The 26,988-nt window shown below is 58.4% G+C and carries 25 protein-coding genes; 17 read left to right on the forward strand and 8 right to left on the reverse strand.

Annotated features, from left to right (window positions below):
- Positions 1 to 50: 50 nt before the first annotated feature.
- Positions 51 to 1,088, forward strand: coding sequence for an NADPH-dependent curcumin/dihydrocurcumin reductase (curA, locus tag KO1_RS16940; RefSeq protein WP_004112778.1), 1,038 nt, complete (start codon positions 51 to 53; stop codon positions 1,086 to 1,088).
- Between the two features lie 43 nt (positions 1,089 to 1,131).
- Here curA and rihA read toward each other — a convergent pair whose 3' ends face one another.
- Complete coding sequence (rihA, locus tag KO1_RS16945; protein ID WP_004101849.1) at positions 1,132 to 2,067, reverse strand: pyrimidine-specific ribonucleoside hydrolase RihA; 936 nt, start codon at positions 2,065 to 2,067, stop codon at positions 1,132 to 1,134.
- A 293-nt stretch (positions 2,068 to 2,360) separates the two neighbouring features.
- Here rihA and KO1_RS16950 point away from each other — a divergent pair, with 293 nt between their 5' ends.
- The gene (locus KO1_RS16950; RefSeq protein ID WP_004101851.1) at positions 2,361 to 2,660 is read left to right on the forward strand and encodes a DUF406 domain-containing protein; all 300 of its coding nucleotides are present in this window, start codon (positions 2,361 to 2,363) and stop codon (positions 2,658 to 2,660) included.
- 73 nt (positions 2,661 to 2,733) lie between these two features.
- Here KO1_RS16950 and pqqU read toward each other — a convergent pair whose 3' ends face one another.
- The gene (pqqU, locus tag KO1_RS16955; protein ID WP_004101853.1) at positions 2,734 to 4,845 is read right to left on the reverse strand and encodes a TonB-dependent receptor PqqU; all 2,112 of its coding nucleotides are present in this window, start codon (positions 4,843 to 4,845) and stop codon (positions 2,734 to 2,736) included.
- Between the two features lie 263 nt (positions 4,846 to 5,108).
- Here pqqU and yncE point away from each other — a divergent pair, with 263 nt between their 5' ends.
- Together yncE and KO1_RS16965 are read left to right on the forward strand one after the other, a co-directional pair.
- Positions 5,109 to 6,170, forward strand: coding sequence for a 7-bladed beta-propeller protein YncE (yncE, locus tag KO1_RS16960; protein WP_064407057.1), 1,062 nt, complete (start codon positions 5,109 to 5,111; stop codon positions 6,168 to 6,170).
- A 224-nt stretch (positions 6,171 to 6,394) separates the two neighbouring features.
- Positions 6,395 to 6,616 carry a YgdI/YgdR family lipoprotein gene (locus tag KO1_RS16965; RefSeq protein ID WP_004101857.1) on the forward strand — a complete coding sequence of 74 codons (222 nt, stop codon included), beginning with the start codon at positions 6,395 to 6,397 and terminating at the stop codon, positions 6,614 to 6,616.
- Between the two features lie 49 nt (positions 6,617 to 6,665).
- On the opposite strand, the gene ansP is transcribed toward KO1_RS16965, so the two are convergent.
- Positions 6,666 to 8,123: an L-asparagine permease gene (gene ansP / locus KO1_RS16970; protein WP_016807843.1), complete on the reverse strand. Its 1,458-nt coding sequence runs from the start codon at positions 8,121 to 8,123 to the stop codon at positions 6,666 to 6,668.
- A gap of 268 nt (positions 8,124 to 8,391) precedes the next feature.
- Here ansP and KO1_RS16975 point away from each other — a divergent pair, with 268 nt between their 5' ends.
- From KO1_RS16975 to KO1_RS17015, 9 genes are all read left to right on the forward strand, one after another.
- Positions 8,392 to 8,931, forward strand: coding sequence for an AAA family ATPase (locus tag KO1_RS16975; protein WP_004101861.1), 540 nt, complete (start codon positions 8,392 to 8,394; stop codon positions 8,929 to 8,931).
- A 474-nt stretch (positions 8,932 to 9,405) separates the two neighbouring features.
- A complete protein-coding gene (locus tag KO1_RS16980) occupies positions 9,406 to 10,407 on the forward strand; it encodes an LLM class flavin-dependent oxidoreductase (protein ID WP_004101863.1) in 1,002 nt (333 codons plus the stop codon).
- On the forward strand, positions 10,404 to 11,525 hold the full coding sequence (locus KO1_RS16985; RefSeq protein WP_004101864.1) for an amidohydrolase: 1,122 nt from the start codon (positions 10,404 to 10,406) through the stop codon (positions 11,523 to 11,525). The genes KO1_RS16980 and KO1_RS16985 overlap by 4 nt, the downstream gene beginning before the upstream one ends.
- Before the next feature lie 30 nt (positions 11,526 to 11,555).
- On the forward strand, positions 11,556 to 12,872 hold the full coding sequence (locus tag KO1_RS29025) for an LLM class flavin-dependent oxidoreductase (RefSeq protein ID WP_004112790.1): 1,317 nt from the start codon (positions 11,556 to 11,558) through the stop codon (positions 12,870 to 12,872).
- 15 nt (positions 12,873 to 12,887) lie between these two features.
- Entirely contained in the window at positions 12,888 to 13,829 is a 942-nt protein-coding gene (locus KO1_RS29030) for an ABC transporter substrate-binding protein (protein WP_017145946.1), read from the forward strand.
- 11 nt (positions 13,830 to 13,840) lie between these two features.
- Positions 13,841 to 14,350, forward strand: a complete 510-nt coding sequence (locus KO1_RS17000; protein ID WP_016807839.1) for a GNAT family N-acetyltransferase — start codon at positions 13,841 to 13,843, stop codon at positions 14,348 to 14,350.
- Between the two features lie 9 nt (positions 14,351 to 14,359).
- Complete coding sequence (locus tag KO1_RS17005) at positions 14,360 to 15,289, forward strand: amino acid ABC transporter permease (protein ID WP_004101870.1); 930 nt, start codon at positions 14,360 to 14,362, stop codon at positions 15,287 to 15,289.
- Positions 15,273 to 16,052: an amino acid ABC transporter ATP-binding protein gene (locus KO1_RS17010; protein WP_017145945.1), complete on the forward strand. Its 780-nt coding sequence runs from the start codon at positions 15,273 to 15,275 to the stop codon at positions 16,050 to 16,052. The genes KO1_RS17005 and KO1_RS17010 overlap by 17 nt, the downstream gene beginning before the upstream one ends.
- Complete coding sequence (locus tag KO1_RS17015) at positions 16,049 to 16,942, forward strand: transporter substrate-binding domain-containing protein (protein WP_016807837.1); 894 nt, start codon at positions 16,049 to 16,051, stop codon at positions 16,940 to 16,942. Before KO1_RS17010 ends, KO1_RS17015 begins: the two co-directional genes overlap by 4 nt.
- Positions 16,943 to 17,007: 65 nt before the next feature.
- Here KO1_RS17015 and KO1_RS17020 read toward each other — a convergent pair whose 3' ends face one another.
- Positions 17,008 to 18,318 carry an MFS transporter gene (locus KO1_RS17020; RefSeq protein WP_017145944.1) on the reverse strand — a complete coding sequence of 437 codons (1,311 nt, stop codon included), beginning with the start codon at positions 18,316 to 18,318 and terminating at the stop codon, positions 17,008 to 17,010.
- Positions 18,319 to 18,535: 217 nt separating this feature from the next.
- Complete coding sequence (locus KO1_RS17025; protein ID WP_017145943.1) at positions 18,536 to 19,732, reverse strand: L-talarate/galactarate dehydratase; 1,197 nt, start codon at positions 19,730 to 19,732, stop codon at positions 18,536 to 18,538.
- Positions 19,733 to 20,036: 304 nt separating this feature from the next.
- Here KO1_RS17025 and KO1_RS17030 point away from each other — a divergent pair, with 304 nt between their 5' ends.
- The 4 genes from KO1_RS17030 (at position 20,037) to KO1_RS17045 (ending at position 22,325) form a co-directional block, all read left to right on the forward strand.
- Complete coding sequence (locus KO1_RS17030) at positions 20,037 to 21,041, forward strand: LacI family DNA-binding transcriptional regulator (RefSeq protein ID WP_017145942.1); 1,005 nt, start codon at positions 20,037 to 20,039, stop codon at positions 21,039 to 21,041.
- 125 nt (positions 21,042 to 21,166) lie between these two features.
- Positions 21,167 to 21,784 (forward strand): glutathione S-transferase family protein, encoded by a 618-nt coding sequence (locus KO1_RS17035; RefSeq protein ID WP_017145941.1) that lies wholly within the window; start codon positions 21,167 to 21,169, stop codon positions 21,782 to 21,784.
- 69 nt (positions 21,785 to 21,853) lie between these two features.
- Positions 21,854 to 22,081, forward strand: coding sequence for a tautomerase PptA (pptA, locus tag KO1_RS17040; RefSeq protein WP_004101884.1), 228 nt, complete (start codon positions 21,854 to 21,856; stop codon positions 22,079 to 22,081).
- A 22-nt stretch (positions 22,082 to 22,103) separates the two neighbouring features.
- On the forward strand, positions 22,104 to 22,325 hold the full coding sequence (locus KO1_RS17045) for a hypothetical protein (protein WP_017145940.1): 222 nt from the start codon (positions 22,104 to 22,106) through the stop codon (positions 22,323 to 22,325).
- Here KO1_RS17045 and KO1_RS17050 read toward each other — a convergent pair.
- The 3 genes from KO1_RS17050 to KO1_RS17060 are packed head-to-tail and all read right to left on the reverse strand — an operon-like array spanning position 22,322 to position 26,950.
- Entirely contained in the window at positions 22,322 to 23,926 is a 1,605-nt protein-coding gene (locus KO1_RS17050; protein WP_017145939.1) for a carbohydrate porin, read from the reverse strand. The genes KO1_RS17045 and KO1_RS17050 overlap by 4 nt on opposite strands.
- Positions 23,927 to 23,969: 43 nt before the next feature.
- Positions 23,970 to 25,352, reverse strand: coding sequence for a glycoside-pentoside-hexuronide (GPH):cation symporter (locus tag KO1_RS17055; protein WP_004101888.1), 1,383 nt, complete (start codon positions 25,350 to 25,352; stop codon positions 23,970 to 23,972).
- A 26-nt stretch (positions 25,353 to 25,378) separates the two neighbouring features.
- Positions 25,379 to 26,950: an alpha-L-rhamnosidase-related protein gene (locus KO1_RS17060; protein WP_049593163.1), complete on the reverse strand. Its 1,572-nt coding sequence runs from the start codon at positions 26,948 to 26,950 to the stop codon at positions 25,379 to 25,381.
- Between the last annotated feature and the right edge of the window lie 38 nt (positions 26,951 to 26,988).

Genomic DNA, 26,988 nt, shown 5'->3' on the forward strand with positions numbered 1-26,988 from the left:
ACGGGAAAGCAGCTAGCCTCAATACAGACTTGTCAAAAGAGGAGTTTGTTATGGCTTTTAATCCGCAACGCCACCGCCGCTGGCTGCTGGCATCCCGTCCGCACGGCGAGCCGACCGGGGAGAACTTCCGCCTGGAAGAGGGTGAGGTCGCTTCTCCTGGGCCGGGGCAGCTGCTGCTGCGCACCGTCTTTCTGTCATTAGATCCCTATATGCGCGGGCGGATGAGCGACGCGCCTTCCTACTCGCCGCCGGTCGCCATTGGCGCGGTGATGGTGGGCGGCACCGTAAGCCGCGTTGTAACGTCGAACCATGCTGATTATCAGCCCGGCGATTGGGTGCTGGGCTACGGCGGCTGGCAGGATTATGAGATTTCCGATGGCAGCGGGCTGGTGAAGCTGGGCGATAACCCGGAACACCCCTCCTGGGCGCTGGGTATCCTCGGTATGCCGGGCTTTACCGCCTACATGGGACTGCTCGATATCGGCCAGCCAAAAGCGGGCGAGACGCTGGTGGTAGCCGCCGCCACCGGGCCGGTCGGCGCCACGGTCGGCCAGATAGCGAAGCTGAAAGGATGCCGTACGGTAGGCATTGCGGGCGGCAGCGAGAAGTGCCGTTATGCGGTAGAGACGCTGGGTTTCGACGTCTGTATCGATCACCGCGCGCCCGATTTTGCCGTTAAGCTGTTAGAAGCGTGCCCGCAGGGCATCGATATCTACTATGAGAACGTTGGCGGCAAAGTATTCGATGAAGTGCTGCCGCTGTTGAACACATCGGCCCGCGTGCCGGTCTGCGGCCTGGTCAGCGGTTACAACGCTACCGCGCTGCCCGCTGGCCCGGATCGTTTACCGCTGCTGATGGCGACGATCCTCAAAAAACGCATTCGGATGCAGGGCTTTATCATCGGCCAGGATTACGGTCACCGGATTGCGGAGTTCCAGCAGGAGATGGGGCGCTGGGTGCAGGCAGGGAAAATCAAATACCGCGAGCAGGTCGTTGACGGCCTGGAGAACGCGCCGCAGGCGCTCATCGGCCTGCTGAAGGGTGAGAACTTCGGTAAGGTCGTGGTTCGCGTCTCTCCTGACGAGTAATCATGTACCCGGCAGGCGTGGCGCCTGCCGGATAGTTTGACCATCAGGCGTAAAACGCCAGCCGCTCGGCCAGCAGATCGACAAAGGCCCGGCGATCGATGTCGAGCATCACCGTCGTATTTGGCGTCTTGCCGGTCAGGTTGTAGAAATCGACCACCGTCATTCCCTGCGTATATTTCCCCTGCGTTTCCACGCCGACCCAGCGTTCAACGGTGGTAAACATCTCCGGCTTCAGCAGCCAGGCAATGGTGCAAGGATCGTGCAGCGGAGCGCCGACAAAACCCCATTTTTCATCCTTATGGTACTCAAGGAAAAAGTCGAGTAGTTCGGCGACGATAGTGGATATCGGATTGCCGATACGGCGGAAACGCTCGATATCTTCGACGTGGATTTGCGCTTTGTGGGTGACATCCAGCCCGGCCATCACCACCGGGATCCCGGACTGGAAAACGATCTCTGCCGCTTCCGGGTCGACGTAGATATTAAACTCGACCGCCGGCTGCCAGTTACCCAGCACCATGGCGCCGCCCATCATCACGATGCGGGCAATTTTGCTATGCAGTTCAGGGTGGCTGTTGAGCAACAGGGCGACGTTGGTTTGCGGACCGGTAGCGACGATCGTAACCGGCCCGGCGCTTTCGCGCAGCGTTTTCGCCATTAGCTCGACGGCGGTGCAGGCCTGCGCGGCAAAGCCTGGCTCCGGCAGTGCCGGGCCGTCAAGCCCACTCTCGCCATGCACGTTATCGGCGATAATCAGCTCCCGCATCAGCGGCTTAAGCGCGCCGCCGGCGACCGGAATATCCGGGCGCTTAAGCAGGGTGAGCATCCGCAAGACGTTGCGCAGCGTTTTTTCCGGTGTCTGGTTTCCGGCGGAGGAGGTGACGGCTTTCACATCGAGTTCGGGTGAGGCGAGGGCAAGAACGAGGGCGATCGCGTCGTCGTGACCCGGATCGCAATCGATAATCACTGGCAGTGCCATGGCAGCTCCTTGTTGGCGTTATTTTGTGACAAGGGTAACGCCGCAAAGCGCTATAGACGAGGCTTAACGCAGGATAGTGTGATGGTGTGCACGAATGGTTGCCGATATTTTGGGCTCTCTCGCCAGGACGGATGCGCGATCTGTGCGCAATCAGGGCGTAGCCATGCGGTGGTGCAAGAAGTCGCTTCACGCGGTGGCGTATAATGATAAAACGACTCAACCATACGAATATTATTGGTTTGCTTTCCGCAAATGGATTCTTATTCTAAAGAAAATTTCACGAGGTAACCGCAATGAAAGATGTTGTAGATAAATGCAGTACCAAAGGCTGTGCCATCGATGTAGGTTCGATTATTGATAATGAGGACTGCGTATGGCGAGTTGAGAAAAACTTCGCCAGCCGCGAAGAGGCTGAGTCCACCCTGGCGGCCGTTCGCCAACGTGCCGAAGCCGCCGCACCCGCCAGCGAGCCGCCGCAGGTTGACTATACCATTGAGACCGCCGGTGATGAGGTTAAGCTTGAGGCTTCAATTGCCTTCTCCTGCCAGGCGGAGAAGATTATCTTCGAATTGTCCTTAAGAAACCTGATTTAACGTCAGTAAGCCGCCACAGCTAATCCTCAAGGGGATCATGCAAGCGATCCCCTTGAGGTTCAGCGGTTAAGGGTTACTCAAATCGCCATGCCAGATTGAGCCCAATGCCGTAGTTGCGGCCCGGCGCCGGTTCGTAGTAGCGTCCATTGGATTCGTTAACGATAACCGAACCGGCGTAGCGGCGGTCAAACAGGTTATCGACGCGGCCAAACAGATCCATATCCATCTTGCCGTAGCTCCATTTATAGCCGGTCGTCAGGCCGACGACTGTCCAGGACGGCGCTTTGGCGGTGTTCTCATCGTTAGCCATAATATCGCTCAGATAGCGAATATCGCTGCCCGCGTACCAGCCTTTTTCGGGCTGGTAGCCGAAGGAGGCGTAGCCCATGTTACGGGCGATCCCCGGAATACGATTGCCTTTACAGCTGGCATCGTCGCAGACGTTGGTACGATAGGTCGCATCCAGCCAGGTCCAGGCCGCTTTTAAACGCCAGCTCTCGCCAAACTGCTGATCCAGCCCCAGTTCCATCCCCTGGCGACGGGTTTTCCCGGCGTTTTTGTAGCTGGTACGGCCCCCGCTGCTGGCATCGACAACAATCTCATTGTCGGTGTCGGTCTGGAACAGCGCGGCAGTTAACAGGCCATTGCCGATTCGCGCCTTACTGCCAATTTCAACCGTTTCGTTGGTCGACGGCTGCAGGCCAAAATTCAGCCCGCCCTGGTCGCCGGAGCGATAGGAAAGCTCATTGATCGTCGGCGTTTCGAAACCGCGACCGGCGGAGACGTAGACATTCCAGGCGTCGGTTACCGCATATTTCAGCGAGCCTGCCGGCAGCCATTTATGATAGCTGGCTTCGCCGCTGTCATCGCCGTTGCCCGGCGTAATGTAATAATCGTTGGAATCGAACCAGACTGAGCTATAGCGCACGCCGGCGTCCAGAGAGAGCTTCTCGGTGAGCTGCCACTGGGTTTGCAGATAAGGGTCAAGGTTCCACATCAGGTTGCGCTCGTTGCGGCGCAGGTCGCCTTTCTCCCCGTACTGCGGCGCGCCGTTGTTCATGACAAAGTTTTCGTAACCCTTGCGACGTTCGCTCATGGTCTCGTAGTCGAGACCGGTGGTAAAGGTGACCGGCACCAGAAGCTCGCCACGGTGCGTCCAGCGGGTATCAATGCCCTGATAGTGACGCGTCAGGTCGATCACGCCGCCCGCATGGGTGGGTTTGAGCTGCGGCGCACGCGGGATCGACTGATATTGCGTGGTCTCACGCTCGCCGGCATACATCATCACGCTCAGATCGTCCTGCTCGCTCAGCTGTCGCTCGTAGCGTAAACCGGCCTGGGTCTGTTTGATGGTTTTACGGGTATTGTACTCATCGCCTCTCGGCGACTGGCGCGGATTGTTTTGCCATTCGTCATAGCTCAGGCCGCCCGCGTCATTAGCTTTAATATCCACGCTGTTAAACAGCAGGGTCAGCTTACTGACGTCATTGATGCGCACGCCGAGCTTCGCGTTGGCGAGATTCTTACGCGCGCCGCTATGGTCGCGGGAGCCATGGGTGGTGAAGCGGTTGGTGGAGACCACATAGTCGACATCGCCCGCATGGGTGCCGTCGCCGACCGCGCCGGTTGCTTTCATGCCGTAATGCCAGGTACCGAAGCTGCCATAATAGCTGCTGGCTTCGAGAGTTGGCGGCTGGGCGCCGGTCTGGCTGGTAGCGTTGATCACCCCGCCGGAGGAGTTACCGTACAGGGCGGAAAACGGTCCGCGCAGCACTTCAAGCGAATCGAGGCTGCCAATATCAATATTCGAGGTTTGCCCCTGGCCGTCGGGCATGGTGGCCGGGATGCCATCGACGTAAATGCGCAGCCCGCGCACCCCGTAGGTGGAGCGAGAGCCAAAGCCGCGAATTGAAAGCTGCAGATCCTGCGCGTAGTTCTGGCGGTTTTGCACCTGTAGTCCCGGTACCGCGCCCAGCGACTCGGAGAGGTTAACCCGCGGCGCAGCCTGGCGCATCTCATCGCCGTTAACCACGCTGACGGCGGCGGGGGTATCGAGTTCAGAGACTGCCGACGGCGCGGCGGTAACTACCATGGTCTGTTCAGCGGCGATAGCGGTTGGCGCAGCGGATACCAGCGGTAAAAGCAGAGCGGGGAGCGCGACGGCGCGCACGGAAAGGATTTTCATCAACGTTACTCACAAAACGAACCAAACGGAACATATGTATATATGTTAGCTCTTTTGTAAATTTTTTGAAAAGACTTAACAGGATTTGAGTTAACAAATAGCAAGAATTGCGTGATGCTCAGGACACAACTGGTAATTAACGCTCCACATTGCGATAAATAATGATTACTATTCGCATTCCAGAGAATAGCGCAAAGCGATGATTTTGCGCCCCGGAAGCACTGTCGAGCAGGCATATATTTGTTTTATCAAAGGGAGTCGTCATGTCATTACGTCATCTGTCCGCGCCGCGTCTGCGCCGTTCACTGTTGTTAACTTCATTACTGCTGGCGGGGAGCTTTAGCGCCCATGCGGCGGAAGAAATGCTGCGCAAAGCCGTCGGCAAGGGCGCATACGAAATGGCCTATAGCCAGCAGGAGAACGCGCTGTGGGTGGCCACATCGCAAAGCCGTTCGCTGGATAAAGGCGGCATCGTTTACCGTCTCGATCCGACGACCCTCGAAGTGACCCAGATCATTCATAACGACCTGAAACCCTTCGGCGCGACGATCAATAACGCCACCCAGACCCTGTGGTTTGGTAACACTACCGACAGCACCGTCACTGCCATTGATGCTAAAACCGGTAAGGTAAAAGGGCGTCTGGTGCTCGACGCTCGTCAGCGCAGCGAAACCGTGCGCCCGCTGGCGCCGCGCGAGCTGGCGGTCAATGAGAAAACCAATACCGTCTACATCACCGGCCTGGGTAAAGAGAGCGTGATTTGGGTTGTGGATGGCGACAAGCTGACGCTGAAAGACACTATCGCTAATACCGGCGCAATGGCGACCGGCCTGGCGGTGGACGCAGAAGCGAACCGCATCTATACCACCAACGCCGACGGCGAGCTGGTGACTATCGACAGTACCAGCAATAAGATCCTCTCGCGCAAGAAGTTGCAGGATGATGGCAAAGAGCACTTCTATCTGAATCTCAGCCTTGATACCGCCGGTCATCGCGCCTTTATCACCGACAGTAAACAGCCGGAAGTGCTGGTGGTCGATATTCGCGATGGCAAAGTGCTGGAGAAAATCGCCGCGCCGGAGTCCCTGGCCGTTCTGTTCAACCCGACGCGCAATGAAGTCTACGTGACGCACCGCAAAGCCGGGGAAGTGAGCGTGATCGATGGTAAGAGCTACAAGGTGGTCAAAACTTTCAAAACCCCGACCCACCCGAACAGCCTGATGCTTTCCGCCGATGGCAAAACGCTGTACGTTAGCGTGAAGCAGGAATCGACGCGTCAGAAAGAGGCGACCCAGCCGGATGACGTTATCCGCATCGCGCTGTGATCTTCACGGGAGGGGGAAGCCCCTCCTGAAAGTCGTTCTGCCGGGCGGCGGTTTGCGTCTTACCCGGTCGGCATAATCCCCGCCTGGTTCGTGCCTTACAGAAAATAGCGTCTTCACCGATATCACCCTCTGTTACAAACGCTTATTAGCCTGACAAATGTAATGGCTATAAACTTACCGCTTTCCTGCGCAAGCGGGACGGTGGCATTAATCCTGGAGATATGATGAAAAGAACATTGATGGTCGTTTGCGCCGGCGCAATGCTGGCTTTGCTGGCAGGCTGTAGCTCAAACTACGTGATGACGACGAAAAGCGGGCAAACCATTGTGACGCAGGGCAAACCGAAGCTGGATAAAGATACCGGCATGACCAGCTATACCGATGAGTCGGGCAATAAGCGCCAGATTAACAGCAGCGATGTTGCTCAGCTGGTGGAAGATAATTAAGTTCTGCAGTTGCGGTTTGCCCCACCGGGCAAACCGCAAAAGGGACGAGTTACGGTTTTTCAATATCCGGCGCAGTGCTGTGAATATCATGCACGCGCTTGCGTACGCCAAACCAGCCGGCGACCAGCAAAACGGCAATCAGCGGAATCGAACCGATGGTATAAGTCCCATTCGGGTAATCGAAAGCCATTAATACCAGCACGCTCAGCAGGAATAGCAGGGTCAGCCAGGAAGTAAAAGGCGCTCCCGGCATCTTGAAGCTGACGTCTGCGGCCTTGCCTTCTTTGATCGCCTTGCGCAGGCGCATCTGGCACACCACAATAAATCCCCACGAGGCGATGATGCCCAGCGAAGCGACGTTGAGGACTATCTCAAACACCTGCGAAGGCACCAGGTAGTTGAGGAATACCCCAACGACATAGACGCCCAGCGTCGCCAGAATACCGGCATACGGCACGTGATGGCGGCTCATTTTCGACATAAATTTAGGCGCCGAACCGCCCATCGACATGGAGCGCAGAATACGCCCGGTGCAGTACAGTCCGGAGTTGAGGCTGGAGAGCGCGGCGGTTAATACCACAATATTCATCACGCTGCCGATATACGGCACGCCCAGCTTCGAGAAGAAGGTGACGAACGGACTCTGCCCGGCCTGATAGGCATTCCACGGTAGCAGCAGCACCAGCAGCAGCACCGAGCCAACGTAGAACAGACCAATACGCCAGATGACGCTGTTGATGGCGCGCGGCACCATGGTCTGCGGATCTTTACACTCGCCGGCGGCGGTACCTACCAGTTCAATAGAAGCGAAGGCGAAAACCACGCCCTGAACCAGCACCAGCGCCGGGAGCAGGCCGTGCGGGAACAGACCGCCGTTATCGGTGATCAGATGGAAACCGGTGGCATTGCCATCCAGCGGCTTGCCGGTGCCAAGAAAAATAGTCCCGACCACCAGAAACGCCACGATTGCCAGTACCTTGACCAGCGCGAACCAGAACTCCATCTCGGCGAACCATTTCACGCCGATCATATTCATGGTACCGACGATCGCCAGCGCGCCGAGGGCAAACACCCACTGCGGAACGTCGCCGAACGCGCCCCAGTAGTGCATATACAGCGCGACGGCGGTGATATCGACAATCCCGGTCATCGCCCAGTTGATGAAGTACATCCAGCCCGCAACGTAAGCCGCTTTTTCGCCGAGGAACTCGCGGGCGTAGGAGACGAAGCTGCCGCTGGAAGGGCGATGAAGCACCAGCTCGCCAAGCGCGCGTAAAATAAAGAACGAGAAGAGGCCGCAGACCAGATAAACCAGCGCCAGCGCCGGTCCCGCCATCTGCAGGCGCGCGCCCGCGCCGAGGAACAGGCCGGTACCAATCGCGCCGCCGATGGCAATCATCTGCACCTGACGGTTGCCCATTGCCTTGTGGTAGCCGGACTCCTGCGAGTTTAGCCAGTGGCGTTTGGCAGCGTGCTGCTCCGCCACGCTAGAGTGTTTTGTATTCATTGATGTCGCTATTTTCCTGTCAATGTCCATGAAGTGGTTCGTGCTGCTGGCTCTCCCATCATTCTGATGAATGAGATAAGCGAGCATGGCGGAGAATCCTACACGTATCGGAAAATGGACGCACGTAAAAGATTTGTCGACAGCACTTGCTTAAATATCAATGAGATCGGCAGGTTTAAGTGCTTCCCCGGCACCCTGGAAATTTTGCTCAGCGTTTTAACGGTATTGCGCTATGCTTTTCCGCCCGCGTTTTGCCCGAGAGGCCACGATGAAAATCAACGTAGTAGGGACCAGCGGCGTCGGCAAATCTACCCTCGCGCGTCGGCTGGCTCAGGAACTGTCTCTGCCTTATATCGAAATGGATGCGCTCTACTGGCTGCCCGAGTGGCAAGGGACGCCGGACGATGAGTTCTACGCTAAGCTCGCCGCCGCGCTCGCCGCGCCAGGCTGGGTGCTTGACGGCAACTATAACCGCAGTCGTCCGGTAAAATGGCGCGACGTGGATCTGGTGGTGTGGGTGGATTACAGCTTCTGGCGCACGATGCGCCAGGCTATCTGGCGCGCGGCATCGCGTGCCAGCCGACGCCAGGAACTGTGGCCTGGCACCGGTAACTGTGAAACCTTCCGCCGCTCCTTCTTTAGCCGGGACTCCATTATTCTCTGGACGCTAAAAACCTGGCGCAATAATCGCCGCCGCTATCTGGCGGATATGCAGGATCCGCAGTATCGACATATTCGCTTTGTGCGCTTACGCAACCAGCAGCAGACCGAGGCGCTGGTGCGCGAGCTTCGGCAGAATAGCCGATAATCCCCCGGCTCGCGCTGCGCTTAGCCGGGCTACAGGCCCGCAGATTGCTCAGGACGCGTAGCCCGGACAGATGCGCAGCATCGCCTCCGGGAAATTCTGCCACTCTGCGCTCTTTTTCCGGGGGGCGGCGCAAAGCCCTTGCCCGGGCTACCGGGCCGCAGACTGCTGAGGACGCGTAGCCCGAACAGATGCGCAGCATCGCCTCCGGGAAATCCTGTCACTCTGCGCTCTTTTTCCGGGGGCGGCGCAAAGCCCCTGTCCGGGCTACCGGGCCGCAGATTGCCGGGAACTCGTAGCCCGGATAAGGCGTTTGCGCCGCAACCCGGGGAATGCGTCGTGACGTGGCATCGCCTCCGGGGACATTTACCTCACCGCATATCTAATTTTCGGCAGAGCACATGTAAATAAATTGTTTCTCTCCAGCCGCGGGCGCTTCTAATAATGCAGACATGTTAATTCACATGAGCCTGCGAAATGTCCTATCGAATCAGTATCCTGGATAAAAGCCCGCTGGCAGCCGGAGAAACGGCCGCCCAGGCGCTGGCGCGCACATTAACGCTCGCGCAACAGGCGGAAGCCTGGGGATATCACCGTTTCTGGATCGCCGAACACCACAACACCGACCAGCTCGCCAGCCCGTCGCCGGAACTGGCGATTGCCTGGATCCTCGGCCAGACCCGCAGCATTCGCGTTGGCTCCGGCGGCGTTATGCTGCAGCACTACAGCCCATATAAGGTGGCGGAGAACTTCAATATGCTGGCTTCTCTTGCCCCGGGCCGCGTGGATCTGGGCGTGGGCAAAGCCCCCGGCGGACTGCCGCTCTCCACTCGCGCGTTGCAGCAGGGACTTAATCTCCAGCAAAAGGGGAGTTTTGCCGACCAGCTGGCGCAGCTCGACAACTGGCTGTCGCTGACCGAAACCGATGGTGAAGAGAGCGTCCGCGCAACCCCAATCCCGCCGCGTCGCGCCGACGGTTTTCTGCTCGGCGCCAGCCTGGAGAGCGCGCAGCTGGCGGCGCAGCTGGACTGGAACTTCGTCTTCGCCGCCCATCTCAACGGCGATAAGCAACTGCTGCGGGAGGTGTTAACCCGCTGGCGCGAACTGAGCCGTCGCGACGCCATTATCGCCGTTCAGGTTATTGTGGCCGAAGAGGCCGCAGCGGCCGCGGCGCTGGCAAAATCCGTCGAAGCATGGGGCGTTGAGCTGGAAAACGGTCAGCGGGTGACCGTCGGCAGCGAAGCGCAGGCGGCCGCCTTTGCCCGTCAGGCGGGCAGCAGGCCGACGCGTATCGCCCGGCGGGAATCGGCCGTGCTGTTCGGCACCCCCGAGCAGGTGAAAGCGCAGCTGGATGCCTTGCAGTCGGCGTGGAACATCGACGAATTTATTATCGACACGCCCATTAGCGACGGCGCGGCGCGCCTTAACTCCCTGCGTCTGTTGGCCCGGGCGCATCTGAGCGCGGAGGTCCAGCCATGAGCCTTGCTGAACAGTTAATTCGCTGGCGGCGCGAGCTGCATCAGTATCCGGAACTTTCGCTGCAGGAGGTCGACACCACCGCGCGTATTCGCGACTGGCTACAAAGCGGCGGCATCAGCCTGTTGCCATATGATCTGAAAACCGGCGCGGTTGCCGAGGTTGGGAGCGGCAATAAGGTGATTGCCCTGCGTGCCGATATTGATGCGCTGCCGATCGAAGAGGCGGCCAGCGTGCCGTTTCGCTCGCTGAATGCCGGCGTGATGCACGCCTGCGGGCATGATATTCATACCAGCGTGATCCTTGGCGCGGCCTTACTACTGAAACAACGCGAAGCGCAGCTGGCGGGACGCGTCCGCATTCTGTTCCAGCCGGCGGAGGAGAGCTTCGGCGGCGCGAAAACCCTGATTCGCGCCGGCGTGCTGGAGGGCGTTTCCGCCATTTTCGGTATGCATAATGAACCGGGGCTGCCGGTGGGGGAATTCGCCACCCGAGGCGGCGCGTTTTATGCCAACGTCGATCGCTTTGTGTTTAAGGTGACCGGCAAAGGCGCTCACGCCGCCCGGCCTCATGAAGGGAAGGACGCCATTCTGCTGGCCAGCCAGCTGGTGACCCTGCTGCAAAGCGTCGCCAGCCGCGAAGTGAACACCCTCGATTCCGTGGTGCTGAGCGTCACGCGGATTCAGGGCGGCAATACGTGGAATGTCCTGCCGGAAAGCGTCGAGCTGGAAGGAACGCTGCGCACCCACAGCAGCGAAGTCCAGCAGCGGGTGAAGGCGCGGGTGAGCGAGATTGCCGCCGGCTTCGCCAGCGCCTTCGGCGCGCAGATCGATGTCTTCTGGTACGCCGGGCCGACCGCGCTGGTCAATGATGAGCGCTGGGCGGCTTTCGCCAGCCACGTGGCCGATCGATCCGGCTACCGCACGCACCATGCGGATCTCCATCTCGGCGGAGAGGATTTCGCCGTTTATCTTCAGCATATTCCCGGCGCGTTCGTCAGCATCGGCAGCGCCAGCGAGTTTGGTCTTCACCATCCGGCGTTTAACCCGGATGAGCGCTTAATCGCGCCGGCGGCGCACTACTTTGCCGATCTGGCAGAGCAGGCGTTGAAAGAACTTTAATTATTCAGGGTCATAGACTAAGGATTAACGATGTCTGAACAACGACAGCTGCGCATTGGCACTATCTTACATGGCGCATCGGGAAATATGTCGGCCTGGCGCCATCCGGCCGCGCTGGCCGACGCCAGTATTAACTTTGAGTTCGTGAAGCAGACGGCGTTAAAAGCGGAAGAGGGCAAGCTCGATTTTATTTTTGTTGCCGATGGCTTATATATTAATGAAAAATCGATCCCGCATTTTTTAAACCGTTTTGAACCACTCACCGTATTATCCACCCTTGCAGCGGTAACCTCGCGTTTAGGCCTCGTCGGCACCTTGTCGACCTCCTACAGCGAGCCCTTTACCACCGCTCGCCAGTTCGCCAGCCTCGATCATCTGAGCGGAGGACGCGCTGGCTGGAACGTGGTGACATCGCCGCTCGAAGGCTCAGCGAAAAACTTCTCCCGGGCGCAGCATCCCGATCATGCGCTGCGCTACCGCATCGCCGATGAATATCTTCAGGTCGTTAAAGGCCTGTGGGATTCATGGGAACAGGACGCGTTTATTCGTAATAAAGAGAGCGGCCAGTTCTTTGATAAAAATAAGCTGCATACGCTTAATCATCACGGTGATTTCTTCAAAGTGGCCGGCCCGCTAAATATTGCCCGCACGCCGCAGGGCCGACCCATTATCTTTCAGGCGGGCGCTTCCGAAGACGGTAAAAAATTAGCCGCCAGCCATGCCGACGCTATTTTTACCCATCAGGACTCGCTGGCGGAAGCGCAGGCCTTTTATCGCGACGTCAAAAGCCAGCTCGACGCGTACGGCCGCCGGGAGAGTGAACTACACATATTCCAGGGCGTCAGCGTGATCGTTGGCGATAGCGCCGACGATGTGGAACAGCAATACCAGACCACCGCCGCGCTGGTATCGATTGAGGACGCGCTGAATTATCTTGGCCGCTATTTTGAGCATCACGATTTCGCCCAATATCCGTTGGATGAGGCGTTCCCGGATATCGGCGACCTCGGGCAGAACAGCTTTCGCAGCACCACCGATGAGATTAAACGCAACGCCCGCGAACGCGGCCTGACCCTGCGCCAGGTCGCGCTGGAGGCAGCCAGCCCGCGACCGCGTTTTGCCGGAACCGCCGCAGAGGTGGCAGATGGGCTACAGCAGTGGTTTGAACAGCGCGCGGCGGACGGTTTTATTATCCAGGGCGGTACGCCGGATACCTTCCCGCGTTTTGTGGACCAGGTGGTACCGATCCTGCAGCAGCGTGGATTATTCCGTGAAGAATATCCCGGCACCACGCTGCGCGAAAGTTTAGGGCTGGCAGAGCCCGTCAATCAATTCCAAAAACAATAATAGAGAACACCCGCTATGCAGAAAACGCAGAAAAAATCGCTATTACTGGCGCTGGCGCTGGCCGTGAGCGCGTCATCCTGGGCGCAGAACGTCACGATCAACGGCACCGGCGTGAGCCTCGAAGCTAACAAAACGCCGATTCACACGGCAAAAAACCCTCAGGCTATCGCCCAACTGCCGAAAGGTCTCCACCTGGCGGTGCCGGGTAAGCTGACCGTCGCGGTCGCCGCGCTGAATTCGCCGCCGCTGACCGTGTTTTCTGATGATAACAAAACCCTGCTCGGCAGCGAGGTGGATATCGCCCGCCTGGTGGCCGACAGCCTCGGGCTGGAGCTAAACGTGGTGCCCACCTCGTGGGAAGACTGGCCGCTCGGCGTCGCCTCCGGCAAATATGATGCGGCGGTCAGCAATATCACCGTGACCAAAGAGCGCAAAGAGAAGTTTGATTTCGCCACCTACCGCAAAGATTCGCTGGGTTTTTACGTCAAGAGCACCAGTCCGCTGAGCAAAATTGAAAAAGCCGAAGATATTGCCGGGCTGCGGATTATCGTCGGCTCCGGCACCAACCAGGAAGCGATTTTGTTGGCGTGGAACGCCGAGAATCTCAAGAAGGGGCTGAAGCCGTTTACGCCGGTCTACACCAAAGACGACGCCGCTCAGACCCTGGCGCTGCAGTCCGGGCGCGCCGATGCCTTCTTCGGCCCGAACGTAATCGGCGCGTGGAAAGCGGCGCTGACCGGCAAAACCAGGCTGGTGGGCAGCGTTGACGGCGGCTGGCCGAAGGCGGCGCATATCGCCGTGACGGTGAAAAAAGGCAGCGGTCTGGTTGAACCGGTACAGACGGCGCTGAACGGCGCTATCCGCAGCGGCGATTACGCGAAGGTGCTGAGTCGCTGGGGCGAAGGCGTGGAGAGCATCCCGCAATCGGAAATTAACCCGGCCGGACTCGGCGACTAACAGGAGGCATGATGAGCGATCTATTCCGCGATGTCTCTCCGGAAGCGCCGGAGCTGCAGCCGATTATTGAGGGCCTGTTCGGCGAGTACGCCGCGCGCTACGGCGACTACTTTTCCCGCGATGCCGAAGTCGAGCTGACTGAATGGTATCTGGCGCCGCAGGGGCTATTTATCGTGCTGGAGCGGGAGGGGGAAATTATCGCTACCGGCGCGTATAAACCGAAAGATGCCCATACGGCAGAAATCAAACGGATCTGGACCCATCGTCGTCTGCGCCAGCAGGGGCTGGCGGCGAAAGTGGTGCAGGAGCTGGAACGTCGGGCGCTGCTGGCGGGCTACAGCCATATCTTTTTGACGACCGGTTTTCGTCAGCCGGAAGCGGTGCGGCTCTATCTGAGCCAGGGCTACGAGGCGCAGTTTGACCTCAACCGCGATCCGGAAGAGTACAGTTTGCCGCCGTTCGATGGTCGGCTGCGCTTTACGAAAGCGCTGGCGGTCAGCGCGCTGAGCCAGAGCGCTTAAGGAGCCAATATGCATACCCAGGAAACGATTAAGGTTGTCCCCGCGCGCTATCCGCTGCGGGCAGTGGGCGCGGTGCTGGCGCTGCTGGTGCTGGCGGTGGTGATTCAATCAGTTGCCTTTAACCCGCGCTGGGAGTGGGGCGTCTTTGCCCGCTGGTTCTTTGACCCGGTGATCCTCGAAGGCCTCGGGCAGACGCTGCTGTTGACCCTGCTGGCGACGGCGCTCAGCGTTATCTTCGGCGGACTGCTGGCGCTGGCGCGACTCTCCAGTTCATGGCTGCTGAGCAGCCTTGCCTGGGGCTATATCTGGTTGTTTCGCTCGCTGCCGCTGATCGTGGTGCTGATTATTCTCTACAACTTCTCTTATCTCTACGACACCCTGTCGATCGGCATTCCGTTCACCGCTATTCGCTGGGCCAGTTTTGAGACCATTAGCGTGCTGGGGCAGTTTTCTACCGCCGTTGTCGGGCTGACCCTGGTACAAAGCGCCTACACCGCCGAAATTATTCGCGGCGGTTTCCTCGGGGTTGATCACGGGCAGTATGAAGCGGCGGCGGCGCTGGGGCTTCCGGCCAGCCGCCGCACGCTGCGCATTATCCTGCCGCAGGCGCTGCGCACCATTTTACCGGCGGGTTTTAACGAAATTATCAGCCTCGCCAAGGGGACAGCGATGGTTTACGTGCTGGCGATGCCGGAGCTGTTTTACACCATCCAGATGATCTATAACCGCACCCAGGAAGTGATCCCCCTGCTGATGGTCGGCGCCGCCTGGTACCTGGCGATCACCAGCGTGCTGTCGCTGATTCAGTATCTGGTCGAGCGCGGCCTGGCCCGCAGCGAGCGCCGCTCGGCGGTTAATAGCGCCCGCAGCAGCCGTCGCGTTGTTGAAACCGTTCATCGTCCCCAACCGCAGGAGTCCGCCCATGCTCAACTCTCGTAACGGTCATATCTCCATTACCGACGTCAGCAAATACTTTGGCCGCCATAAAGCGCTGGACGATGTATCGCTGGAAATAGCACCCGGTACGGTGACGGTGATCCTCGGGCCGTCCGGTTCGGGAAAATCGACGCTGCTGCGGGCGATCAATCATCTGGAGCGCGTTGATGAAGGCTTTATTCAGATCGATGGCGACTATATCGGTTATCGCCGTAAAGGCGACAAGCTCTACGAACTGAAAGAGAAGGAGATCCTTCGCCAGCGGATCAACGTTGGCTACGTGTTTCAGAACTTCAACCTGTTCCCGCACCTGACGGTGCTGGAAAACCTGATTGAAGCCCCCATCGCCCATAAACAGGCGACCCGTAAGGAGGCTATCGCGCGGGCGTACGAACTGCTGGACGTAGTTGGACTACGCAATAAAGCCGACGCCTGGTCGCGGCACCTGTCCGGCGGTCAGCAGCAGCGCATCGCCATTGCCCGGGCGCTGGCGCTTAACCCGCGAGTGATGCTGTTTGATGAACCCACCTCCGCGCTTGACCCGGAGCTGGTGGGGGAAGTGCTGGATGTGATTAAAAAGCTGGCGCGCTCCGGCACCACGCTGGTCGTGGTCACCCACGAAATTGGCTTTGCGAAAGAGGTGGCGGATCGGGTGGTGTTTATGGTCGACGGCAAGATAGTCGAGCAGGGCAGCAGCGACGATGTGCTGAACCATCCGCAGCACCCGCGTACGCAGCAGTTTTTATCGAGGGTATTAGCGGCATGAGAAACGGATTTTTGACCCTGGCGTTACTCTCTTTATCTGCGGCATCGCAGGCGGCTATCGACCTGCGCGCCAACGAGCAGCCGCTGCCGGTAACCCGCGATGAGCAGGCGGTGGCGAAGATCCCGGCGGATTACGTCTTCGTCGAACCGGGTACTTTAACGGTGGCGATTTCAGCGCTCAACTCGCCGCCGCTGGCGCTGCTGGCCAGCGATAACCGCACGCGTATCGGCAGCGACCCGGATATCGCCCGACTGCTGGCCGGCAGCCTCGGGCTGAAGCTAAAGCTGGTGCCCACAGCCTGGGAGGACTGGCCGTTGGGGATTACTTCCGGGCGCTACGATGTGGCGCTGGTGAATATTGCGGTAACCGAGCAGCGGAAAGCGAAGTTTGATTTTGCCACCTATCGCGTCGATTCGCTGGCCTTTTCCGTAAAATCGACCAGCGACATCGCCAGCGTGAGCGGCCCGGCGGATCTCGCTGGTAAAAAAGTGATTGTCGGGTCCGGGACCAACCAGGAGCGAATTTTGCTCGGCTGGAACGCCGAAAACGAAGCCGCCGGGCGACAACCTGCGCTACCGGTCTACCTGACCGATGACGCTTCGGGCAATCTCTATATTCAGTCCGGTCGCGCGGACGTGTTTTTTGGGCCGCAGTCGGTAGCCGCTTACAAAGCGGCGCTCAGCGGTAAAACCAAAGTCGTCGGGCTGGGGCCAAAAAAGGCTTATGTCGCCACCACCACCAGGAAGGGTAACGGACTGGTCTATGCGCTTCAGGCCGCGCTGGATGGCGCGATAGCGCGCGGAGAGTATCAGAAAGTGCTGGCCCGCTGGGGCGAGCAGGGCGAAGAGGTGAGGCAATCGGAGGTGAATCCGCCGGGGATTACCTACTAAAAAACCGCTGTTTCGCAGGAGTGTGATGCGAAACAGCGGAGGCGAATGCTCGCCAGAGTTTTAAATCAGGCGGCGCGCGGGGTCAGCGTTAAGCGATCCAGCGGCCCGACGATAAACAGGTAGGAGAACAGGCCCAGTACGCCCATGGAACCGACGTACAGGATGGCGTAATCGAAGGAGTGAGTATTAGCGAGGATCACGCCGATAACCAGCGGCGTGATAATACTCGCCAGGTTGCCGCACATATTGAACACCCCACCGGCAATTCCCAGCATCTCCTTGGGTGATGTGTCGCTCAGCACGCACCAGCCGAGGTTACCGAACCCTTTAGCAAAGAAAGCCAGGCTCATGGCGGCGATCACCACCACTTCCGAAGTAGTGTAGTTGGCGACCACAATGACGCAGGAGAGCAGCATGCCGCAGATCACCGGCAACTTGCGGGCGGTCGTCAGGCTATAGCCGCGTTTCAGCAGCCAGTCCGAGAACACGCCGCCCAGCAGGCCGCCGATAAATCCGGCAATGGCCGGGATGCTGGCGACAAAGCCGACCTTGAGAATCGACATGCCTTTGGCCTGGTAAAGATAGGTCGGAAACCAGGTCAGGAAGAACCAGGTGATTGACGTCACGCAGAACTGGCCAATATATACCCCGATCATCATACGATTGACGCAGACGCTTTTGATTTGCGCGAGGGTTAATTTATGCTGCGTTTTTTTCGTGCCTAATTCCGGCTCGCCGCCGCCTTCGCGAATATAGTCGAGCTCCTGTTGGTTAATTTTTGGATGATGAGAGGGATCTCTTACTTTTACCAGCCAGAATATCCCCAGCACCACGCCGATAGCGCCAATATAATAGAATACGTAGTGCCAGCTTAAATTATGCAGAATAATCGTCATTAGCGGCGTAATAATCCCCAGGGAAATATACTGCGCGGCCTGATAGACCGAAGTGACAAACCCGCGCTCTTTATTGGGAAACCACTGTACGCTCAGACGACTGTTGGCGGGAAAGGCGGGGGCTTCTATCGCGCCCATCATCAGGCGCAGAATAACCAGTACAATCAGCGGGCTGGCGAACAGATAGATCGTACCCTGGAACATGGTGACGACCGACCAGCCAATCAGCGCGCAGCCGTAGACCAGCCGCGAACCATATTTATCCAGCAGCCAGCCGCCGGGTATTTGCATAATGACGTAGGAGATGCCAAAAACTGAAAAAGCCAGCCCCATCGCCTCGGGATCAAAACCTAACTCTTTGCTCATAATAGGCGCGACAACGGACAGCGTTGCCCGGTCGGCATAATTAAATACGGTAGCCAGAAATAAAAACAGTAATATGCCGTAACGCACGTTGCTGCGTTTTAAGGGTGTAGTCATCTTCAACTCCTTTGCAGGGTTGTTTATTGTGGGTACAGCCAATAAGAGGTATTTCCCCGGCAGGCCTACGGGTTTTCAGTCGTCCGCGGACCGGTAACCCGGACAGATGCGCAGCATCGCCCCCGGGAGAATGCGGTATTCTCCCGGGGGCGGCGCTTGATGCGCCTTGCCGGGCTACGCGGCCTGTAGCCCTTATGCCGCCATGCGGGGAATTCGGTTAAGGGCGTTTGCCAAACTCGCAGCTTTGCTGGGTCCAGCGGCGGGCCTGTTCGCTCAGGGTGAAGCCCAGACCGTGGCGTTCGGAAACCCACATCCGCCCGTCGCGCAGTTCCAGCTGTTCGTTAAACAGCGGGTTCAGCCACTCGAAGTGCTCCAGCCAGGGCTCGAGCGGGTAGGCGGCGGCGAGATGCAGGTGTACCTCCATCGCAAAGTGTGGGGCCAGCTTGCGACCGTGCTTCGCCGCCAGATCCATAATCTTCAGGAACGGGGAGATGCCGCCGACGCGCGGCGCATCGGGCTGCACGAAGTCGCTGGCGTTGCCGAGGATCAGCTGCTCATGTTCGCGGAAGCTGGTCAACATCTCGCCGGTGGCAATCGGCGTATCCAGCGCGGCGGCGAGCTGTGCGTGGCCTTCCACATCGTAGGCGTCAAGGGGCTCTTCAATCCAGATCAGATTGAACTGCTCCATTTTGCGCCCCATGCGGATAGCGGTTTCACGGTCCCACTGCTGGTTGGCGTCCACCATCAGCGGGAAGTCATCGCCCAGGACTTCGCGTACTGCCGTCAGACGGCGAATATCCTCAGCGGTATTCGGCTGACCGACTTTCAGTTTTATCCCGCCAATCCCGTTCTCGCGTGAGATAGCCACGTTTTTCAACACCTGCTCCAGCGGGGTATGCAGGAAGCCGCCGGAGGTGTTGTAACACTGCACGGAATCGCGATGCGAACCGAGCAGTTTCGCCAGCGGTAGCCCGGCGCGTTTGGCTTTCATATCCCACAGCGCAATATCGATAGGGGAGATTGCCTGCACCGCCATGCCGCTACGACCTACGGAAGCCCCGGCCCACAGCAGTTTGGTGTAGATCTTGTCGATATCATTCGGGTCTTCGCCGAGCAGATTATCGGCAATCTCCCTTGCATGGGCGTAAATGCCCTGGCCGCCCGCGCGTTTGGAATAGCTGAAGCCAACGCCTTCAAAGCCGTCCCGGGAGCGGATTTCCGCGATGATGATCGCCACTTCGGTCAGCGGTTTTTGCCGACCGGTCAGAACCTTTGCATCGCTAACGGGGGTGGCCAGCGGCAGAAAGGCCAGCGACAGTTTGACATGTTCAATGCGGTCGCCGGTTTCAGCGGCGGTTTTGACGCCGGAAGCTTTGGCGTAGGTCACGGAGTCGGAATTTGCGCTCGAGGTCATAGTCAGTTCCTTTTTAGTGGTAAAATGTTTGCGCTAACATTTTTAATCCTGAAATTATCCTGGTGCTACGACAGTGATTTTAATTTGTACAAACGATCACAATTAGCGGTTATAAAGGGTAAAATTATGCAGCGCAGGTCACGTTCCAAAAAGGTTTGTGAAAATTCACAAATCATAATGATAGCGATAACATTTAATTCGGCAGGTCGTTGATTCTATTGGGGATATACGGACGGGCGCTGGCAATTGCCTGGACCATCATCAATAATGGCCACAGGAAACGACTCAACACAGGGGCTTAGCCGTGAAAAGCAGAAAACCGACGCGCGCGCCGACGCTGGATGATGTGGCCCGCAGCGCCGGGTTGTCGTCGATGACGGTCAGTCGGGCGCTGAATACGCCGCAGCTGGTAAGGCCAAAAACGGTAGAGAAAGTGATGCAGGCGGTGCAGGCCACGGGTTATATCCCCAATGCGCTGGCCGGCGGCCTGGCCTCCAGGCGCAGCAAACTGGTGGCGGTGGTGGTGCCGCAAATCAATAACAATATGTTTGTCGATACCATCCAGGCGCTGAGCGATACCCTGGCGGCGCGCGGCTATCATATGCTGCTGTGCGTGGCGGGCTATAGCCGTCAGACCGAAGCCGAGCTGGTAGCAACCTTACTCTCCCGGCGTCCGGATGGCGTGGTGTTGACCGGTATTCAGCACGCTCCGGCGTTAAAGAGGACGATCCTCAACGCCGCCACGCCGGTGGTGGAAATCTGGGATCTCACCCCGACGCCGCTGGATATGCTGGTTGGTTTTTCGCATGAAAAAGTCGGTGAAACCATTGGCGAATATTTGCTGGAAAAAGGCTACCGTCGTCCGGGACTGCTATGGGCAGGCGATGCGCGCGCGACGTTGCGAAAGCAGGGGCTCCTGGCCCGGCTGGCCAAAAGTGGAATTAACGTTGCCCCGCAGGTCGAGGTGCCGCTTCCGGCATCGCTGGCGCTGGGGCGACGCGGGCTGGGCGAACTGCTCGCCGGTGGCGAGTTTGACGTTATCGTCTGCAGTTCCGACACCCTTGCCCAGGGAGCGATTATGGAAGCGGAAAGCCGGGGGCTGCGCGTGCCGCAGAATCTGGCGGTGATCGGCTTTGGCGATCTGGATTTCGCCGCCAGCAATCGTCCGGCGATCACCACCGTCAGCGTCGACCGTCACGCCATTGGCGAGCAGGCGGCTACGCTGCTTGCCGACCGCATAGAAGGCGGAGAAGAAGGGGACGCGATTATTGATATTGGCTTTCACCTGGTGGCGCGTGAGTCGGCGTAGCGCTGTGGTTTAGCCTGGGCGAGGGGGACTCCATAGCGACATTGCTCAATCAAACCTATACTGCAAGGTTGCTAAACCCGTCGCCGCTCTGTTCACGGGCGGCAAATTTCTTGAGGGCGCAGAATATGATCACCGTCTATGGCGTACCCGGCTGGGGTTCAACGATAAGCGAACTGATGCTGACGCTGGCCGATATCCCGTACCATTTTGTCAACGTTGAGGGCTTTGACCAACCGGGCCTGCAGCGCGACCGTCTCAAGCAGATTAACCCACTGTGTCAGGTGCCGACCCTCACGCTTGAAGATGGCAGCATGATGACCGAATCCGCGGCGATTGCTCTGATGATCCTCGACGTGCGACCGGATCTGGCTCCGGCGCCGGGATCGCCGCAGCGGCATGCCTTTCAGCGTCTGCTCATCTGGCTGGTGGCGAACGTTTATCCCACCTTTACCTTTGCGGATTACCCGGAGCGCTGGGCCGCCGATGCGCCAGAGCAGCTGCGGGAAAGCTGCATCAGCTATCGCAAATCGCTTTATCTGTGGCTGGAGGAGCAGCTTGCCGCCGCGCCGTATGCGCTGGGGGCGGAAATAACTCTGCTGGACTGCTATATTGCCGCGATGTGTGCCTGGGGCCCGCGACGGGAGTGGTTTACGGCGCAAACGCCAAAATTCGTCGCCGTGGCGGATGCGGTTTATCGCCATCCCAAACTCGAAGCCGTTCTTCGCCGCAACGAACTGATTTAAAGCACAAAAAGCGATCCAGATGATGCGGGTTATGCTAGCTTTATCATCCTGACAATAAAGGAGCCTGCTATGCCGCATATTGATATTAAATGTTTTCCCCGCGACCTGAATGATGAACAAAAAGCGGCGCTGGCCGCCGATATTACCGAGGTGGTGATTCGCCATCTCAACAGCAAAGAACGCTCGGTGAGCGTGGCCCTGAATGAAATTAAAGAGAGCGACTGGCAACAGGTGTGGGACAGCGAAATCGCCCCGCAGATGGAACAGCTGATTAAAAAACCGGGTTATAGCATGTAACCCGCTTTCTTTCCCGGAGGCGATGCTGCGCATCTGTCCGGGCTACGCGTTCTCAGTGGTCTGCTATCCGGTAGCCCGGGCAGGCGCTGTGTGCCCCCCGGGAGAGAGTGCGGAGTGGCAGAATATCCCGGAGGCGATGCTGCGCATCTGTCCGGGCTACGCGTTCTCAGCGGTCTGCGGTCCGGTAGCCCGGGCAGGCGCTGTGCGCCGCCCCCGGGAAGAGGTGCCAGGGCTGATGTATTAAAACCAAATCTCCGTCTGCACGCCAAAGTTCCAGTTTCCTCCGGCGGTAAAGCCTTTACTGCCGAAATCATCGTTGATCGCATAACGATCCAGGTCTTTATCCCAATTCATCCACGTGACAAAGAAACGTATCTCCGGCCTCGCTTTGATATCAAACACATCGCCAACTTTGAACGTCGGGGCGAAGGTCAGCTTGTAAAAATCGCCGCTCACCGCCTGGTATTGATGCACGCCGCTGTCGTAGCGATAGGTTCGGCCGTTGGGATTCAGGTCCATATATTGCCAGGACGCCTCGTATAGCAGGGCGAAGTTGCGGGTGATGCCCTGGGAAACCCGCAGGTTAAAGGTTGCCCAATCGTAGCGGTCGCCATCGCGGTAGCGATCTTCACTATGCTGGGCGATAACCGATGGTGCAAGCTGCCAGTTTTTCCCCAACGGCAAAATGCCGTAGGACGCAAAACGCAGGGACTTAGCGTTCTCGGTAAGATCGCCATCGCTGCCGGGCTGGCGCGCCTCGGCGCCCAGCCCGCCGCCGTACTGCAGGGCGCTCTCCGATACGCCCGGCGCGAGGCCATAGAATTGCTGTTTGTCGTGATACGCCAGCATCGCGTAGTAGCCGTGTTTCGCCGTATTATCACTGCGCAGAGCGTAACTGCCGGTGGTCGAGGTATTATCTTTCAGGTCATCATTGCCCTGGGCGGTCATCGCCGTGGTCATCAGCTGCCAGTTGTTCCAGAAGTGGTTGGCGGTGAACATCAGGTTCTGTATATCGTTATCCTGGTAGTTATCGCTACCCAGATCGCCGAAGTTACGCGCATAGACCGAGTAATCGCCGCGCAGCGTATCACCCCACATCACGTCATTGATCCCGCCGCCGGTACCGCCGAGGAACATAATATCGCTATCGGTAAAGTGGATATCGAAATTATCGCGGTCGAAACGCTTGCCCGCCCAGATGGACGCGCTCCTGAACGGCCCGGAAAAATCGGCGAAATTGCCCATCTCGACGTACAGCTGACGCACGTTCATGTGGTGGCTGTCGTTATCCTGTACCCATGGATCCGGGTTGGTTGCCCCGTCGGCAAGCATGGTTTTAAAGTGCGCCCATGACCCGTCGCTGAAGGTCATTTTTTTGCCGAAGCTGAGCTCCACGTAGTTATCTTTCTCGTTGCCGAGACGGCCAACGTGGGCATCGCCGTTGAGCGAACTGGCCGGGGAGACACCCGGGCCGCCGCGCGCGCCTTTACCATGGCTGTCAACCAGCATCCCGGAGCGCGCGTAGGCGTTGAACTCGAAGCCATCGCTGAGGCTGCTTTTCGCCAGCTGTTTGTCAGCAGCCTGCTGCTTTTGCTCGGTCGCTGCGGTGCGCTGACTGAGGGTCTGCACCTGCTTTTCCGCTGCCGCCGCGCGTTGTTCCGCGGCGCTGGTGCGCAGCTCCGCCTGCTGCGCCCGACGTTTGGCCTCTCCGGCCTCCTGCTCCGCATGATTAAGCCGGGCCTCCAGCTGCGCTAGCCGTTGTTCGACGGTGAGCGGGGCCGCACTCGCGCCGTAAGCCGAAAAAAGGGCGCAGCAAACCGCTGCGCTAATCAAAGAGATACGCATATCAATCCTTATTTTTTCAGAGGTATGTAGGGGGTGCTGCGCCTTACAGGGCGTGGTTTTCTCCAGCAACGGACGATGGGTTCGACGGCGCACGGCGTCCAGCGTCAAGGTCGGCGCGGATCTGCTCGTACTGGTCGTCGAGTCGGTAGAAGCGACCAATCCACAGCATTGAAGCCACAATCAGCAGCGCCGGGATATAGAGGTAGCAGGCTTTTATCGCCAGCATCGCGCCGTCGCTTTGCGTCTGGTTAGCGATATAACCGCCGGATGAGAGCAGGACCCCGGTAATGGCTCCCGCGCCCGCCATCGCCACCTTGCCAAGAAAGCCGTTGATAGAGGTCAAAATGCCGGCGGTATTGATGCCGGTTTTCCATACTCCGTAATCCACCGGATCGGCTTGCATAGAGAAGTAAATTGCCGTGCGCTGTCCGGCGCCAAGCGAGAGTACGACCGCTCCGGCAACCAGACCCCAGCTGTTAACGCCTGCCGCCATCATCATGCCCATGCCGACCAGGTTGATCGCGCTGGCGACCAGATAGACGTGGCGCTTTTTCATCCGGCTGGCGAGCAGCGGAACGGTGAGGGTACCCAGCAGAGGAACGAAGGTGGAGATCCCGGCGACGATCGCCGTGAGATCGTTATTACCGACGTAATAATGGAAGAAGTAGACCAGCGCCCCGGTCTGGAAGAAAAACGCGCCCCACATCAGGAAAATATTGATGGCGAAGACGAACCACGGTCGGTTGGCGCGCAGGCTGACCCAGGCGCGTTTTAAGGTCATGCGCTCCTGAGTAATACTGATATTTTCCTTAACGTTCCGGAAGCTCACCAGCAGAAAAAAGGTGGCAATAACGCCGAAAATCACCGCCGTATAGAAGAAGCCGTGCTCCTGATTGCCTTTCCCCAGCGCGCCAACCAGCGGCAGAGTGGCGACCGCGACAATAGTCGCGCCGAGCGAGCCGAGCAGAATGCGCACCGCCGACAGCGTCGTGCGCTCCCGCGAGTCGTTCGTCAGAAACGGCAGCATGGCGCAGAATGGAATATTAACGAGGGTATAGAGAAACGACAGACACAGATAGGTGACAAAAGCGTAGATCAGCTTACCGGTAGTGCCAAAATCAGGCACGTAAAAGGCCAGAATACACAGCAGTCCGAAGGGGATCGCGCCAATCAGCAGATACGGACGGCAGCGCCCCCAGCGGGTGGCGGTATTGTCGATAACCAGCCCCATTAGCACGTCGGCAACGCCATCCACCAGGCGCGTCACGAGGAACATCAGGCCTACGTAATAAGCGGGCAGGCCCATCACATCGGTGTAAAAGAACATCAGATAAAGAGAGATCATCTGCCACACAAGGTTGCAGGAGAGGTCGGCGATGCCATAGCCAAGGCGCTGCCGCCAAAGGGTAAAGGTTGTTTCTGCCATAAAAGTAAACTCGCTTATCGTTGTTGTTAAAGTCCGTACTGGCGAATAAACCAGGCCGGGGTGCAGCTCCACGCATGGCAATAACTGTTTATCAGCTTGCTGCCATAAGGGGAAAAATCAGGATGCGCCGGGTCGAAGATTTCCCAGAAGGTATCGGCACCGTAGTCGACCATTGCTCCCCAGTAGGCTTTGATCTGCGCAATAGCGTCGTCGCGCAGCCCGCACTGCAGAAGGGCGGCAATATAGTGGTGACGCAGGTATGGCGTGTTCATGGCGATCGCGGGGGGATTTTGCTCCAGATTATGCATGATCTCCCGGCGCTGCTGAGGAGTACCGACTTCCGCCAGTACCAGCCAGATTTGCGATGCCCATGAGACCTGTCGCTGCTCGCCGCTGATGTAGAAGCCTTGCTGCTCGTCCCATAAGACATCGAGGGCCGCAGCTTTAAGCTGCTGTAAACGCTGGCGATAGCTGACGGCCAGCTCAGGTTCGAAACGCTCGGCCAGCCAGACGGCGCGCTGCAGGCAGTAAATCAGCACGCCCTGCGCTGCAGCCTGTTTATTCAGCGATGCCTGCCAGTCGATAAACACCCACCAGTCGTCGCTATCGCGCACAACCCCGTAGGCGTCGCAGCGTTTCAGCGCCAGTTCAATCTGACGACGGGCCGTGGGCCACAGCTCGCGGGCCGTAGCAATATCCTCCGCGCTTTGCAGATAGTTGTAGAGAACGTCAACAAAAAATAGAGAATAATCAAAAAGAAAGGTATCGTCAGCAATGACATCCGGCTGCACGAACACGTTGGCCGATACCATACCGTCCTCACGAGTATGCCCGGCGAAAAGGTACAGGCAGCGGCGTACTAAATCGTGACGGGCGAAGGTCACATCGTTCACCAGCGCCTGCAAACGTAAATCGCCGAGCCACAGGCGGCGGTCGCGTTTGGGGCCATCCTCAAACACCTCCTGCATGCAGTTTTGCAGGGTCAGAACGGCAACGCTGTCGATGGCCTTGAGCTGCGGGTCGGCGGTTGTCGCTGCCGGGCATGCGCCGCTGGCGGAGGTAACGGCATTCACCTGAATCTGGTTGAACTGCAGACGAAACTTGCGCGACACGGCTTTGACCTCCACCTTCAGATAGCGGAAGCAGTAGCGGCGCGGCAGATCAACTTCGGCCGGCAGGACATCAAGCCACAGATCCTGCTGCTGCAGCCAGCTGCTGCTTAGCCAGCCCTGGTAATCGCTGAACGGCTCACACACTTCGCTCAGCGTTTCGCCGAAGGTGAACTGCAGATGGGCCGGAGCGTCCGGCGGGCTCCCGACGCTCTGACAGAGAAAATGCAGGTAGCCAACAAAGTGGCTGCCAAAATCAATAATGACGCTATCGCCGCTGCTCAGCTCGCGCTGGTAAAACGCGGCCAGGGAACTTACCGGTTCGGCGCGCCAGCCAAACAGCGCCGTGGCGTCGGCGTGGGCTTCCACCACGGCGATCGGCGGGTACGCCTGGCGGCATAGCGCGGGCCGGAGCGTCTCGGCGGTGCGTAGAAAATCCGGGTGGCGGGTCATCGAGACCTGAGAATTATGCTGAATTGCCTGTGACATACTGCGTCCTCTGTATTTATTTGTCCGCAGCATAAGAT

The sequence above is a fragment of the Klebsiella oxytoca NBRC 105695 genome (assembly GCF_001598695.1).
Lineage (GTDB): Bacteria > Pseudomonadota > Gammaproteobacteria > Enterobacterales > Enterobacteriaceae > Klebsiella > Klebsiella oxytoca.

What these genes read in the sequence shown, in the direction of transcription:
- KO1_RS29030 (WP_017145946.1), top strand. Translation starts at nt 12,888, where the DNA reads ATGCAGAAAACGCAGAAAAAATCGCTATTACTGGCGCTGGCGCTGGCC.
- KO1_RS16950 (WP_004101851.1), top strand. Translation starts at nt 2,361, where the DNA reads ATGAAAGATGTTGTAGATAAATGCAGTACCAAAGGCTGTGCCATCGAT.
- KO1_RS17055 (WP_004101888.1), bottom strand. Translation starts at nt 25,352, where the DNA reads ATGGCAGAAACAACCTTTACCCTTTGGCGGCAGCGCCTTGGCTATGGC.
- KO1_RS16980 (WP_004101863.1), top strand. Translation starts at nt 9,406, where the DNA reads ATGTCCTATCGAATCAGTATCCTGGATAAAAGCCCGCTGGCAGCCGGA.
- KO1_RS16965 (WP_004101857.1), top strand. Translation starts at nt 6,395, where the DNA reads ATGAAAAGAACATTGATGGTCGTTTGCGCCGGCGCAATGCTGGCTTTG.
- KO1_RS17005 (WP_004101870.1), top strand. Translation starts at nt 14,360, where the DNA reads ATGCATACCCAGGAAACGATTAAGGTTGTCCCCGCGCGCTATCCGCTG.
- KO1_RS17060 (WP_049593163.1), bottom strand. Translation starts at nt 26,950, where the DNA reads ATGTCACAGGCAATTCAGCATAATTCTCAGGTCTCGATGACCCGCCAC.
- KO1_RS29025 (WP_004112790.1), top strand. Translation starts at nt 11,556, where the DNA reads ATGTCTGAACAACGACAGCTGCGCATTGGCACTATCTTACATGGCGCA.
- pptA (WP_004101884.1), top strand. Translation starts at nt 21,854, where the DNA reads ATGCCGCATATTGATATTAAATGTTTTCCCCGCGACCTGAATGATGAA.
- pqqU (WP_004101853.1), bottom strand. Translation starts at nt 4,845, where the DNA reads ATGAAAATCCTTTCCGTGCGCGCCGTCGCGCTCCCCGCTCTGCTTTTA.
- rihA (WP_004101849.1), bottom strand. Translation starts at nt 2,067, where the DNA reads ATGGCACTGCCAGTGATTATCGATTGCGATCCGGGTCACGACGACGCG.
- ansP (WP_016807843.1), bottom strand. Translation starts at nt 8,123, where the DNA reads ATGAATACAAAACACTCTAGCGTGGCGGAGCAGCACGCTGCCAAACGC.
- yncE (WP_064407057.1), top strand. Translation starts at nt 5,109, where the DNA reads ATGTCATTACGTCATCTGTCCGCGCCGCGTCTGCGCCGTTCACTGTTG.
- KO1_RS17045 (WP_017145940.1), top strand. Translation starts at nt 22,104, where the DNA reads ATGCTGCGCATCTGTCCGGGCTACGCGTTCTCAGTGGTCTGCTATCCG.
- KO1_RS17050 (WP_017145939.1), bottom strand. Translation starts at nt 23,926, where the DNA reads ATGCGTATCTCTTTGATTAGCGCAGCGGTTTGCTGCGCCCTTTTTTCG.
- curA (WP_004112778.1), top strand. Translation starts at nt 51, where the DNA reads ATGGCTTTTAATCCGCAACGCCACCGCCGCTGGCTGCTGGCATCCCGT.
- KO1_RS17015 (WP_016807837.1), top strand. Translation starts at nt 16,049, where the DNA reads ATGAGAAACGGATTTTTGACCCTGGCGTTACTCTCTTTATCTGCGGCA.
- KO1_RS17020 (WP_017145944.1), bottom strand. Translation starts at nt 18,318, where the DNA reads ATGACTACACCCTTAAAACGCAGCAACGTGCGTTACGGCATATTACTG.
- KO1_RS17025 (WP_017145943.1), bottom strand. Translation starts at nt 19,732, where the DNA reads ATGACCTCGAGCGCAAATTCCGACTCCGTGACCTACGCCAAAGCTTCC.
- KO1_RS17000 (WP_016807839.1), top strand. Translation starts at nt 13,841, where the DNA reads ATGAGCGATCTATTCCGCGATGTCTCTCCGGAAGCGCCGGAGCTGCAG.
- KO1_RS17035 (WP_017145941.1), top strand. Translation starts at nt 21,167, where the DNA reads ATGATCACCGTCTATGGCGTACCCGGCTGGGGTTCAACGATAAGCGAA.
- KO1_RS16985 (WP_004101864.1), top strand. Translation starts at nt 10,404, where the DNA reads ATGAGCCTTGCTGAACAGTTAATTCGCTGGCGGCGCGAGCTGCATCAG.
- KO1_RS17010 (WP_017145945.1), top strand. Translation starts at nt 15,273, where the DNA reads ATGCTCAACTCTCGTAACGGTCATATCTCCATTACCGACGTCAGCAAA.
- KO1_RS16975 (WP_004101861.1), top strand. Translation starts at nt 8,392, where the DNA reads ATGAAAATCAACGTAGTAGGGACCAGCGGCGTCGGCAAATCTACCCTC.